This window comes from Streptomyces misionensis (assembly GCF_007896895.1).
Lineage (GTDB): Bacteria > Actinomycetota > Actinomycetes > Streptomycetales > Streptomycetaceae > Streptomyces > Streptomyces misionensis_A.
On sequence record NZ_VOGW01000003.1, the window covers coordinates 1 to 12,025 of the forward strand.

The window sequence follows — 12,025 nt, forward strand, 5'->3', positions numbered from 1 at the left end:
GGGTTCTCCACCCGCCCCCGCGTATTCACCCGTGCGGCCGGGCGCTCGGAGTGAACCGGGGGAGCGGAAGGGGGCGCGTTCCGCGTCCGCCCCGCCTCGACGATCATCGCGTGCCTACCGTCGGCACAGGCACGGGGCACGGGCGGGGAGGCACGACCATGACGACACGAATCCCGCGATCCGACAGCACCCACGGCAGGATGCCGCACGGCACGGGTGACAGGGCGAGCGGGACGGGACCGGGTGACCCGGCGCGGACGGCCCGGGACGGGCAGGCACCCGTGCCGGTCGGGACGGGCGCGGCCCGGGACACCGTCGTCCGGACGCACGCCCCCCTCCCGGCCGTCCACGCCACCGGGGCCGACCCGCTGGTCCGCATCCACGACCTCGCCGGCCGCCCGCGCGGCCTCGGTTTCCTCGCCGATCACCACGGCACCCTGCTCACCAGCCACGAAGCCGTGGCCGGTCTCGACCGGCTGGTGCTGCGGGCCGGGGACCGCACCCACGTGGCCCACGCCGACGCCGTGACCGAGCTGCCCGAGCGCGATCTGGCCCTGGTGCGCACCGAGGGCCTGGGCGCGCCCCCGCTGCCGCTGGCCGCGCGGGAGGAGGCCGAGGCCGGGACCTACGTGCGGATCGCGGCCGGCTGCTGGCGGGAGGCCCGGGTGCTGGCCGCCACCGAGGTGTCGTACGGCCGCCACCTCGTGACCGCGCTGGAGCTGGCCATCGGCACGGCGGGCCGGGACGCGCTGCGGCCCGGCGGCGGGGCGGCCGGGGGACCGGTGCTGGACGCCCGTACCGGGGCCGTCCTCGGCGTGGTCGGCACCGCGCTGCGCGCCGCCCCGCACGCGCGCACGGCCGCCGACCGCGAACTGCTCTCCCGCGCCGCCCGCACCCTGCTCGCCCGCCGGGCCGACCCCGCCCTGCACGGCGCCGCCCACGCCCTCCTGGCCACCGATCCCGTCACCCGCGAGCGGCACCTGGCCGAGGCGCTGCGCCACTTCGCCGACGGCGACCCGCTCATCGGGCCGACCGCCCTGCTGCCCGCCCTGACCAGCCATCCGGAACCGGTCCTCAAGGCCTTCCGGACCCGGCTGCGCGGCCCGCACCGGGAGGCGGCCCGGTGCCTGCGGCGCCTGCTCGCCGACGTCACCACCCCGGCCCTCGCCCGCCGCGCGGCCACCCTGCTGCGGGAGGCGGTGCGGCCACACCCGGAGACCGCCGGCCGCGTCGCCGCCGCCATCGACCGCCGGCTGGCCGGGACCGCCGCCCACCCGGCACTGTTCCCGCTCGTCACCGGCCTGCTCGAGGACGGCCCCGAGCCACTGCGGGCCGCGCTCGCCACCGTCCTCACCGCTCCCGGCGCACCGCGCCGGGAACTCCTGGAAATCCTGCTCGACCGCGAGCGGGAACCCTCCGTCCTGGACGCCGTGCTGCACGCGGCGGCGGGCGGGGACCACGAGGCGGAACGCGACCTGGTGCACCGCACCGGACTGCTCCTCGGCCGCACCCCGGAGGGCGCCACCCGCTTCGACCGCGCCCTGGTCGACCTGGGCCGGCACGTCCCCGGCTTCGCCGCCCGGATGGCCCGCCGGCTCGCCGAGGCCCCGGACGACTGGGACGCCGTCGTGGGTCCCAGCACCCGCCGCACCCTGGAGATCCTGGCGGGCGCGCGCGTACCGGCCTGAGACCGCTCCCATGCCGTCCCGGCGACGTGCGCCAGGTCACAGCGCCCCTACCGATGCGGGCCCCCGGCATCCGGCATGGCACCCTTAGACCTGCACAAGAGTCAAGGTGGACACGGACACGGGTCGAGGAGCGGTCACAGTGCAGCGCTGGCGTGGCTTGGAGGACATCCCCGAGGACTGGGGGCGCAGCGTCGTCACCATCGGTTCCTACGACGGTGTCCACCGCGGCCACCAGCTGATCATCAAGCACGCCGTCGACCGGGCCCGGGAACTGGGCGTACCGGCCGTCGTCGTCACCTTCGACCCGCACCCCAGCGAGGTCGTGCGCCCCGGCAGCCACCCGCCGCTGCTCGCCCCGCACCACCGCCGCTGCGAGCTGATGGCCGGGCTGGGCGTCGACGCGGTCCTGATCCTCCCCTTCACCACCGAGTTCTCCAAGCTGTCGCCCGCCGACTTCGTGGTGAAGGTCCTGGTGGACAAGTTGCACGCCAAGGCGGTCGTGGAGGGCCCGAACTTCCGCTTCGGCCACAAGGCGGCGGGCAACGTCGACTTCCTCACCGAGCAGGGCAAGGTCTACGACTTCGAGGTCGAGGTCGTCGACCTGTACGTGTCCGGTACGGCGGGCGGCGGACAGCCGTTCTCCTCGACCCTCACCCGGCGCCTGGTCGCCGAGGGCGACGTCGCGGGCGCCCGGGAGATCCTGGGCCGCCCGCACCGGGTGGAGGGTGTCGTCGTGCGCGGCGCCCAGCGCGGCCGTGAGATGGGCTTCCCCACCGCCAACGTGGAGACCCTGCCGCACACCGCCGTCCCCGCCGACGGCGTGTACGCGGGCTATCTGCACGCCCAGGGCGAGATCATGCCGGCCGCGATCTCGGTGGGCACCAACCCGCAGTTCGACGGCACCGAGCGCACGGTGGAGGCCTACGCCATCGACCGCGTCGGCCTCGACCTGTACGGCCTGCACGTCGCCGTCGACTTCCTCGCCTACGTCCGCGGCCAGGCGAAGTTCGACTCGCTCGAGGCGCTGCTGGAGCAGATGACGGCGGATGTGTCGCGGTGCCGGGAGATCGTGGCGGCGGAGGGCTAGTTGTTCTGTCCGGGGAGGTTGTGGACAGGTGAGCCAGGTCTCGGCTGAGAGATCTTGAACGGGTGAGGGCCTTCCGGGTTTGGTGTGGATTGCGACGTCTACACCAACCAGAAAGGCCCTCGTGGTCCACCGTAATGCACCCCTGACCGAGACCGGCCGCCTGCGTCTGGCGCGATGCGTGGTCGAGGACGGCTGGCCGCTTCGGCGGGCCGGCGAACGCTTCCAGGTCTCGCCCACCACGGCCCAGCGGTGGGCCGACCGTTACCGCCGGCTCGGCGAGGCGGGCATGGCCGACCGCTCGAGCCGGCCCTACCACAGCCCTGGCCGCACTCCGACCCGCACCGAGCGACGGGTCATCAAGGTCCGCCTGGCGCGCAGGTGGGGGCCGGCCCGCATCGCGCACTTTCTGCACCTGGTGCCTTCGACCGTGCACCGTGTCCTGACCCGCTACGGCCTGGCCCGCCTGACCCATCTCGACCGGGCCACGGGCCACGTCGTGCGCCGCTACGAACGCGAGCGGCCCGGCGAACTGGTGCATGTGGACATCAAGAAGCTGGGCAACATCCCCGACGGCGGCGGGCACAAGGTCCACGGCAGGGCCCAGGGCGGCCGCAACAGCTCCGCGCACCGCGACCCCGCCCGGCCCCGCACCGCCGGCGGCCGTCCCAACCTCGGCTACAGCTACCTGCACACCGCCGTCGACGACCACTCCCGCCTGGCCTACAGCGAGATCCATGCGGACGAGAAGAAGGAGACCGCCACCGGCTTCTGGCAGCGGGCCCACGCCTTCTTCACCCATGCCGGGATCACCGTCGAACGGGTGCTGACCGACAACGGCTCCTGCTACCGCTCACACGACTGGCGCGATGCCCTGGCAGCAGCCGGGATCGTCCACAAGCGAACCCGGCCCTACCGACCCCAGACGAACGGCAAGGTCGAACGCTTCAACCGCACCCTGCTGGACGAGTGGGCCTACGCCCGCCCCTACCGGTCAGAAACCGAGCGCCGCGAAGCGTTCCCGCAGTGGCTGCACACATACAATCACCACCGCGGACACACCGCACTGAAAGGGCAACCACCCGCCAGCCGCGTCCCCAACCTCACGGGTCAGTACAGCTAGCCTGGAGTTGTTCGGGCGGCCGTTCGGGCCAGGGAGTCCTCCTGGCGGCGATCTTGTGGCCGAGTGGGCGCGGGGCACGCGTCCGCCCTCCGATTTACGCGTGGGTTCCCGGGTTCCATGAGTCCATGAGGTCGAGGCGCCGCACAGGGCCGGCGCGCACATCACAGACCTTCCGCTCCGTCGGCCGGGCGCGTGAACCAGGCGGGAGTACGGAGATGGCTTGGAATATCACCGGTACGTACCTCGAGAGCTGCAACTGCGAGACCGTGTGCCCGTGCACCACATCGGGCCTGACCGCGCCCGCCGACAACGAGCGCTGCCAGGTGACCCTCGCGTTCCACGTCGCGCGGGGTGAGGTCGGTGGTGTGGACGTGGCGGACCGCAGCGTCGTCGTCTTCGCCGACGCGCCCCGCGTGATGGCCGACGGCGGCTGGCAGGTCGTGCTGTACATCGACGCTTCGGCCGACGACGGCCAGGCGGACGCGCTGGGCAAGGTCTTCTCCGGCCAGGTGGGCGGGCCGATGGTGGCGCTCGTCCCGCTCATCGGCGAGGTGCCCGGCGTCGAACGCGCGTCCATCGACTTCCACGACGACGGTCGCCGCCACGCGGTGCGGGTGGCGGACGCCATCGACATCGAGGTCGAGGACCAGGTCGCTCCCCAGTTCGGTGCGGACGGTCCCGTGATGGGGCTGACCGGCATGTTCCACCCGGCGAGCAGCACGCTGACGATCGCCCGGTCGACGCGGGCCCTCGGCAAGGACGTACACGGCCGCTCGTGGGACTTCACCGGCCGCAACGCGCACTCGGCGCCCTTCTCGTGGTCGGCGTGACCCGGACGGCGATCACCGTCCGCCACGGTGCGGGCCACCCGGGGGCGGTGCTGCTCACGGCGGCCGTGGCCTGGGCATGGGTGGTGCTGCGCCGGGGGGACATGGGGTCCGGGGCCATGGCCTGGGAACTGCCCGCGTTCCTGGGCATGTGGACCGTCATGATGGCCGCGATGATGCTGCCGGCCACGGCGCCCGTCGCCGCGTTGTACGCGCGGACGGCCCCCGTGCACCGGACGCCGCGCGTGATCGCCTTCACCGCCGGCTACGTGCTGGTCTGGTCCGCCGCCGGGCTGTCGGCATACGCCCTGGCCAGCGGCGCGACGCACCTCGCGACCACGCGTCCCGCGGCCGGAACCGCGGCGGCCGCCGCCGTCTTCGCCGCCAACGGCGCCTACCAGCTCAGCCCCCTGAAGGATCTCTGCCTCACCAAGTGCCGTTCGCCGATCGGCCTGCTGCTGCGCTACGCGTCGTACCGCGGCCCCTCGCGCCACCTGCGCGCCGGAGCGCACCACGGCGGCTTCTGCCTGGGCTGCTGCTGGTCCTTGATGCTGCTGTTCATGGCGTTCGGGGTGATGAATCCGTGGGCCATGGTGGGACTGGCCGCCGTCGTGACCGCGGAGAAGCGCCTGCCGCGGGGCCGTCTCGTCGCCCGCGCCGCCGGCCTCGCCTCGCTCGCGCTCGCGATCGCGGTCTTCTGGGCGCCCCTGCTGGCACCCGACCTCACGGGCGGCGGCATGGGCGGGGACGGGACTGCGCCACGCGTGACACGCGCCGTGCCGGGGAGCCGCCGGCCGCACGGCGAACGGCCGTCGCCCGAGATGAACCCGGGCGACGGCCGTTCGGAGGTGGTGCGTCAGTTGGAGAAGTACAGGTACTTCCACGAGCCGTACGTCGTCGTGTTGACGTTGTCGCCCGAGGAGTTGTTGATGTACGACGAGCGCATGCGGGCCTTGATGCCGGAGGTGCCGGGGGCGCCCAGGCTCACGGCCGACTTGCCGTTGGAGGCGAGCTTGAAGTACTCCGGGCTGCCGTCGGCGGTGTACCACTTGCCGCCGTAGTAGACCTGGAGGTCCATGCGCTGCTTGCGGCCCGGGTAGTACGTCATGGTCGTGGTGAGCAGCGGGTCGGTGTTCTTGTGGAACCAGTAGTACGTCGTCGAGCCGATCTTGGCTGTCTTGTAGTTCTTCGTCACCACGGTGGACGTCTTCACCTTGGCGTAGCCCGTGGACCTGACCGTCCGCGGCTTGAAGTGGGAGTCGCCCTTGAAGACCGCGGTGACGTCCGTGTCGCGGGTCATGTCGACCGTCGCGGAGATGTTCCCGTGGGAGTCGACCTTCCCGGACTTGAGCAGCTTGTTGGGCTTGTCGCCGCCGTAGGGGTTGGCCCAGATCTCGACCGTGCGGTTCTTGTAGGTCGCCCCGAGGTGCGCCGTGAACTTCACGTCGGCGCCGTAGGAGTACACCTTGCCGTTGTTGTTCAGGCTCAGCGCGGTGGTGGCGCGGGAGACGTCGACCTTGTCGGACGCGGTGACCGCGGAGTGCGCGGCGTCGCCCGCGTACGTCACCTTGTAGGTGACCGTGCCGCCGGCGGGCGGGGTGTCGGAGAAGGAGTACGTGCCGTCCGTCCGCACCGTGACGGCGGACAGCGCCTTGCCGCTCGGGGAGTCCAGGTCGACCCGGGTGACCTGGAGCTTCACGCCGGCCGGCAGCGGGACCGTCGCGGTCAGCTTGCCGGTGACGGTGAGCGCCTTGCCGCGGGTGGCGCTGGCCGGGGCGTTGACCGTCAGGGCCGGGTTGTTCAGCGCCGGGCCGGTGAGCACCTTGAGGGTGTAGCCGACGTTCTGGGCGTCCGAGCCGACCAGCGCGAAGAGCCGGGAATTGTCCGGCGCCCAGGCGAGGCCGGCCGTCTGTGAGGTGCCCTCGTCGTAGGTGTGCAGCGGCAGGGTGGCATTGGGCTGGTACGTCACGATCCTGCCGCCGTTGACCTGGGCGACGAGTCCGTTGGAGGCGACGTCGGCGAACTGGCCGCTCGGGTAGGAGCCGGCGGCCTTGAACGTGCCGTCCGCGTAGGCGTCCCGGTCCCGGCCGTTGACCAGCACCTGCTTGCCGCCGGGCACCAGGTCGATGTCCCCGATGCCGCTGTTCAGCGAGTAGTCGCCGTTGTGCCAGGCGACCAGGGCGGCCTTGCCGCTGGAGACGTCGAGCACGGCCATCGAGTCCGTGGACAGCCCGGTCTCGGCGACGCCGAGGATGCCCGGCTGGGACGGGTCGGTGTCCAGCAGGGCCTGGCCCCAGATGCCGACCGAGGTGCCCTCGGTCGGGAACTGCGCCAGCGACACCGGGTCGGTGCCGCTCGCCGGGTCCACCGACGGGTCGACGGAACCGAGGTCGCCGTTCCACTGGTCGCCGTAGGAGAACCAGACCTTGCCGCCGCTGAACGCGACGTGGCGCGGGCCGGTGTTGGTGGCGACGGTGTAGCGGGCCTTGACGGCGAGCGTGTTCGCGTCGATGGCCCAGATCTCGTGGATCTGCGGCGCGGCCGCGTAGACGGTCGACCCGTCGTCCGAGACCGCGAGATCGCTGACGCCGGTGACTCCGGCGACCGAACCGAGGACGGCACCGGAGTAGGCGGTGGCCGTGACGGTGCCGCTCGTGCTGTCGCCGACGAACACCCGCTGCGCGGGTCCGTCCACCGCGAGGCCGCCGGGCGAGGTGACATGGGCGGTCGGAGCGGCCGACGCGGTGCCGACGGCACCGAGGCTCAGCGCAGCCGAGCCGAAGAGGACCGCGAGCGCCGTCGCGGTCGAGATGCTGCGCATACGCACAGTGCTGCTACCCCCACAAGGAAACCCGGTGCGTGACCGGGGAGATGAGTGCGCCGCGCAGCACCCGGACGTGACCGCCGTGATGCGGTGACGCGCGGGGCGCGGCTGCTGGAGGCAGCGTATGGCATGGCTGTGACAATTGTGCAGGGGTTTTGGTATGAGCGGGACGGGGGCCGGTGCGGAGCCCGTCCGCACCGGCCCGCTCGACGGCCGTTCCACGACGATGCCACCGCGGGACCGCTCCACGACGATGCCGTCCCGGAACCGTCCTACGGCGACGCCGCCCTGCAGACCGTCCTACGGCGATGCCGCCTTACAGGCCGTCCTACGGCGATGCCGCCTTAGGCCGTCCTACGGCGATGCCGCCCTACGGACCGTCCTACGGCGATGCCGTCGTCAGCCGCACTGGCAGGGGCCGCCCGACTGGCAGCCGCAGCCGCAGCCGGAACCGCAGCCGCACGCGGCGACCAGCGGCAGGCTTCTGATCTGCGCGACCTGTTCGGTCTCGCGCTCCTGCGTGGGGTCGGGGGTGGTGCTGGGGGAGTCGGCCATGGGTCCCTCCTAGACGCCGGGGCCAGGTAGCGGGGGCTGAAGCCCTCGCCCATTTCATGCCCGCGCCCCCGGGCGCATCAACGGCGCACGGAGGCGCCCCCCGGCCGGTGCCGCCGGACTGCCCCGCCGGGCTAGGCCCCTTCGACCCCCGTCACCGGCTGGATGTCCGCCTGGAGCTCGTCCGCGTGCTCGCCGGTGACCAGGTAGACGACGCGCTTGGCGACGGCGACGGCGTGGTCGGCGTAGCGCTCGTAGTAGCGGCCGAGGAGGGTGACGTCGACGGCCGTCTCGATGCCGTGCTTCCAGCGGTCGTCGATGAGGTGCTGGAAGAGGGTGCGGTGCAGCAGGTCCATCTCGTCGTCGTCCTGCTCCAGCTGGAGCGCGAGGTCGACGTCCTTGGTCACGATGACCTCCGCGGCCTTGGCCATCAGACGCTGCGCGAGCTGGCCCATCTCCAGGATGGTCGCGTGCAGGTCCTGCGGGACGGCCCGCTCGGGAAAGCGCAGCCGGGCCAGCTTCGCCACGTGCTGGGCGAGGTCGCCGGAGCGCTCCAGGTCGGCCGACATGCGCAGCGAGGTGACGACGATCCGCAGATCGGTGGCCACCGGCTGCTGGCGGGCCAGCAGCGCTATCGCCCGGGCCTCCAGGTCGTGCTGGAGCTCGTCGACCTTCTGGTCCGCCTCGATCACGTTCTCGGCGAGCTTCAGGTCGGCGTCCAGCATGGCGGTCGTGGCGCGCCCGATGGCCGAGCCGACCAGCCGGGCCATCTCCACCAGACCGTCGCCGATCGAGTCCAGTTCCTCGTGGTACGCGTCCCGCATCAGGGTTCCCTCTCGTACGTGTGCTTCGGGGGTTCGGGGTCGTTGTCCGGGGGCCCGGCGGCAAAACCGGCGGCACGAACCCCACGCTCCCACGTTCCGCCCCGTACGCGTCCGTTTCCGGCTTCCCGAATGAACCGGTACTGGCTCCCAGGTGAACTCTGGGCGACGAGTGTTCGAGGTCGCACGCTCACGGCTGTGGGCACCTCCCGCCCCATGCCTAACCTGGACGCATGGACGTGAACGCGGCGGTCGCCGCAGCGGCAGCGATCGCCGGAGTGCTCACCGGCGTCATCGCCATGCTGGCGTTCCGCTGGAGCGAACGCGACCAGAAGCGACCGACCAGGACTTCCTTGCACACAGATCCCGTACTCCCGCCCGGCGTGGACACCGTTCTCTCGGTGCTGCGCTCCTCCGCCGTCGTTCTCGACGAGGCCGACGCCGTCGTCAAGGCCAGCTCCGCCGCCTACGCCCTCGGGCTGGTGCGCGGCGGCAAGCTGTCCATCGAGCCGATGCTCCAGATGGCCCGGGACACGCGAAGAGACGGCGAGATACGCCAGGTCGAACTGGATCTGCCCCGGCGCGGCAGCGGACGCGGCGAGGCCCTCGCCGTCTCCGCGCGCGTGGCGCCGCTCGGCTCCCGCCTGGTCCTGCTGCTGGTCGAGGACCTGACCGAGGCCCGCAGGATCGAGGCCGTACGACGCGACTTCGTGGCCAATGTGAGCCATGAGCTCAAGACCCCGGTCGGCGCCCTGTCCCTGCTGTCCGAGGCCGTCATGGACGCCTCCGACGACCCCGAGGCCGTGCAGCGCTTCGCGGGCCGCATGCAGATCGAGGCGACCCGGCTGACCAACCTGGTGCAGGAGCTGATCGACCTGTCCCGGGTGCAGAACGACGACCCCCTGGAGGACGCCGAGTCCGTCCAGGTGGACGAGCTGGTCGCCGAGGCCGTCGACCGCTGCCGCCACCAGGCGGGCACCAAGCAGATCACCATGGCCGCCGGAGGCACCGCGGACCTGCATGTCTGGGGCAACCGGGGCCAGCTGGCCGCCGCCCTCGGCAACCTGGTCGAGAACGCCGTGAACTACTCCCCGGCCCGCACCCGCGTCGGCATCGCCGCCCGCCGGGTGAGCGCGCCCGGCGGTGACATGATCGAGCTGGCCGTGACCGACCAGGGCATCGGCATCTCGGACAAGGACAAGGAGCGCATCTTCGAGCGCTTCTACCGGGTCGACCCGGCCCGCTCCCGGGCGACCGGCGGCACGGGCCTGGGCCTCGCCATCGTCAAGCACGTGGTCGCCTCGCACGGCGGGGAGGTCACGGTCTGGAGCGCCGAGGGCCAGGGCTCCACCTTCACCCTCAGACTGCCGGAGGCGGGCGCGGCCCGCGACCGCGCGCAGCACCACGAGCCCGGCCTCGAGGACGAGGCCGGCGATTCCACCGAGTCATCCCCGTACGAACCGCTTCCCGCCCCGGAGGTCCTTCCGTGACCCGAGTGCTCGTCGTCGAGGACGAGGAGTCCTTCTCCGACGCCCTGTCGTACATGCTCCGCAAGGAGGGCTTCGAGGTCGCCGTCGCGGCGACCGGCCCCGACGGCCTCGACGAGTTCGAGCGCAACGGCGCCGACCTCGTCCTGCTCGACCTGATGCTGCCGGGGCTGCCCGGCACCGAGGTCTGCCGCCAGCTGCGCGGCCGCTCCAACGTCCCCGTGATCATGGTGACCGCGAAGGACAGCGAGATCGACAAGGTCGTCGGTCTCGAGATAGGAGCGGACGACTACGTCACCAAGCCCTTCTCCTCCCGTGAGCTGGTCGCCCGCATCCGCGCGGTGCTGCGCCGGCGCGGGGAGCCGGAGGAGGTCACCCCGGCCGCGCTGGAGGCCGGTCCGGTCCGCATGGACGTCGACCGGCACGTGGTGACCGTCGGCGGCTCCAAGGTCGACCTGCCGCTCAAGGAGTTCGACCTGCTGGAGATGCTGCTGCGCAACGCCGGCCGGGTGCTGACCCGGATGCAGCTCATCGACCGGGTCTGGGGGGCCGACTACGTGGGCGACACCAAGACCCTGGACGTGCACGTCAAGCGGCTGCGCGCCAAGATCGAGCCGGACCCGGGCGCGCCGCGCTACCTGGTGACGGTGCGCGGCCTCGGCTACAAGTTCGAGCCGTAAGCCGTAAGCCGTAAGCCGTAAGCCGTAAGCCGTAAGCCGTAAGCCGTAAGCCGTGAGCCGTAAGCCGTACGGCGGCCTGCGGTACGCCGAAGGGCGGCTCCCCGGACCGGGGAGCCGCCCTTCGGCTTGGCCGTACGACCGCTCAGTGGCCCGCGGCCGACTGGGACGAGGAGTCGCTCGGGGAGACGCCGGTGCCCGTGCCGGTCGTGGCGGTGCCGGTCGTCGCGCTGCCGCTCGCGGTGGCCGACGGGTTCGCCGAGCCGTGGGCGCCGGGCTTGGCGCTGCCGGAGGCGGTGGCGCCGGCGGCCGGGGAGCCGGTGGCCGCGGGCGAGGGGATCTGGCTCGGGCCCCACTTGTCGAAGTAGCTGGTGGCCGGGACCACGAAGGCGCGCAGGCTCACCGCGCCGGCCTTGCTGAAGGTGAAGGTGATCGGCTGGGCGTTGCCGTCCTGGACGCTGCCGCGGCCGCCGGGGATCTCGGCGGAGGCGTTGCCCGGGCCGCCGAGCATCAGGGAGCCGTGGGCCGGCACGGTCAGGCTCTGGCCCTTGGCCGGGGTGAGCTTCACGGTGTCGCTGGTGCCCGGGAGGGTGACCGACTGGAGGGTCTGGTCGGTGGCGCCCTGGTTGAACAGCCGCGCGGAGACCACGGCCGGGCCCGTTGCCTTCGGGTCGGGCTGGGTGATGACCATGGCGTTCTGGATCTTGATGTCGCCGACGGTCGTCGCCGCGTTGTCCGGCTTGATCTGCAGGGTCTGCGAGTCGTTGCCGGCGCCGCAGGCGGCGAGTGAGGCGATCGAGAAGGCAATGGCAGAGGCGGCGAGGGCGCCGCGTCGAAGGCTGCTGCTCACGGCGGCGGCAACTCCTTGAACGCAGGGGCGGCTTCCTTGTAAAGCCGCCCTAAGTGTCTGTCCGGCGGCCCCAGGTTACCGAGCCGTTCCCG

Annotated in this window: 10 protein-coding genes and 1 pseudogene; 7 read left to right on the top strand and 4 right to left on the bottom strand. The window is 72.3% G+C overall.

Translation table 11 applies throughout. From position 1 onward, the window contains the following. Positions 1 to 158 precede the first annotated feature (158 nt). The 5 genes and pseudogenes from FRZ03_RS40945 to FRZ03_RS00635 form a co-directional block, all read left to right on the top strand. On the top strand, positions 159 to 1,688 hold the full coding sequence (locus tag FRZ03_RS40945) for a trypsin-like peptidase domain-containing protein (RefSeq protein WP_186785202.1): 1,530 nt from the start codon (positions 159 to 161) through the stop codon (positions 1,686 to 1,688). A gap of 139 nt (positions 1,689 to 1,827) precedes the next feature. Next, complete coding sequence (locus FRZ03_RS00620; RefSeq protein WP_146463019.1) at positions 1,828 to 2,775, top strand: bifunctional riboflavin kinase/FAD synthetase; 948 nt, start codon at positions 1,828 to 1,830, stop codon at positions 2,773 to 2,775. A gap of 121 nt (positions 2,776 to 2,896) precedes the next feature. Next, positions 2,897 to 3,895, top strand: a complete 999-nt coding sequence (locus FRZ03_RS00625; RefSeq protein WP_146463020.1) for an IS481 family transposase — start codon at positions 2,897 to 2,899, stop codon at positions 3,893 to 3,895. Between the two features lie 215 nt (positions 3,896 to 4,110). Further along, the gene (locus FRZ03_RS00630; protein ID WP_146463021.1) at positions 4,111 to 4,725 is read left to right on the top strand and encodes a DUF1326 domain-containing protein; all 615 of its coding nucleotides are present in this window, start codon (positions 4,111 to 4,113) and stop codon (positions 4,723 to 4,725) included. Positions 4,726 to 4,871: 146 nt separating this feature from the next. Then, positions 4,872 to 5,402, top strand: a pseudogene (locus FRZ03_RS00635) (DUF2182 domain-containing protein); the annotation flags it as partial. A gap of 176 nt (positions 5,403 to 5,578) precedes the next feature. Here FRZ03_RS00635 and FRZ03_RS00640 read toward each other — a convergent pair. The 3 genes from FRZ03_RS00640 to phoU all read right to left on the bottom strand — a co-directional run bounded on the left by FRZ03_RS00640 (position 5,579) and on the right by phoU (position 8,922). Next, entirely contained in the window at positions 5,579 to 7,543 is a 1,965-nt protein-coding gene (locus FRZ03_RS00640) for an Ig-like domain-containing protein (RefSeq protein WP_146463022.1), read from the bottom strand. 402 nt (positions 7,544 to 7,945) lie between these two features. After that, the gene (locus FRZ03_RS38715) at positions 7,946 to 8,101 is read right to left on the bottom strand and encodes a hypothetical protein (RefSeq protein ID WP_186785203.1); all 156 of its coding nucleotides are present in this window, start codon (positions 8,099 to 8,101) and stop codon (positions 7,946 to 7,948) included. Positions 8,102 to 8,232: 131 nt separating this feature from the next. Then, on the bottom strand, positions 8,233 to 8,922 hold the full coding sequence (gene phoU, locus FRZ03_RS00645; protein WP_146463023.1) for a phosphate signaling complex protein PhoU: 690 nt from the start codon (positions 8,920 to 8,922) through the stop codon (positions 8,233 to 8,235). A gap of 230 nt (positions 8,923 to 9,152) precedes the next feature. Here phoU and phoR point away from each other — a divergent pair, with 230 nt between their 5' ends. Both phoR and phoP read left to right on the top strand, forming a co-directional pair. Beyond that, complete coding sequence (gene phoR, locus FRZ03_RS00650) at positions 9,153 to 10,409, top strand: two-component system sensor histidine kinase PhoR (RefSeq protein WP_146463024.1); 1,257 nt, start codon at positions 9,153 to 9,155, stop codon at positions 10,407 to 10,409. Then, positions 10,406 to 11,086, top strand: coding sequence for a two-component system response regulator PhoP (phoP, locus tag FRZ03_RS00655; RefSeq protein WP_014673455.1), 681 nt, complete (start codon positions 10,406 to 10,408; stop codon positions 11,084 to 11,086). The genes phoR and phoP overlap by 4 nt, the downstream gene beginning before the upstream one ends. A 142-nt stretch (positions 11,087 to 11,228) precedes the next feature. Here phoP and FRZ03_RS00660 read toward each other — a convergent pair whose 3' ends face one another. Beyond that, complete coding sequence (locus FRZ03_RS00660) at positions 11,229 to 11,933, bottom strand: copper chaperone PCu(A)C domain-containing protein (RefSeq protein WP_146463025.1); 705 nt, start codon at positions 11,931 to 11,933, stop codon at positions 11,229 to 11,231. Positions 11,934 to 12,025 lie beyond the last annotated feature (92 nt).

Bases quoted from the DNA above. Each gene is read 5' to 3' on its own strand.
- FRZ03_RS00640 (WP_146463022.1), bottom strand. From the start codon at position 7,543: ATGCGCAGCATCTCGACCGCGACGGCGCTCGCGGTCCTCTTCGGCTCG.
- FRZ03_RS00630 (WP_146463021.1), top strand. From the start codon at position 4,111: ATGGCTTGGAATATCACCGGTACGTACCTCGAGAGCTGCAACTGCGAG.
- phoU (WP_146463023.1), bottom strand. From the start codon at position 8,922: ATGCGGGACGCGTACCACGAGGAACTGGACTCGATCGGCGACGGTCTG.
- phoR (WP_146463024.1), top strand. From the start codon at position 9,153: ATGGACGTGAACGCGGCGGTCGCCGCAGCGGCAGCGATCGCCGGAGTG.
- FRZ03_RS40945 (WP_186785202.1), top strand. From the start codon at position 159: ATGACGACACGAATCCCGCGATCCGACAGCACCCACGGCAGGATGCCG.
- FRZ03_RS38715 (WP_186785203.1), bottom strand. From the start codon at position 8,101: ATGGCCGACTCCCCCAGCACCACCCCCGACCCCACGCAGGAGCGCGAG.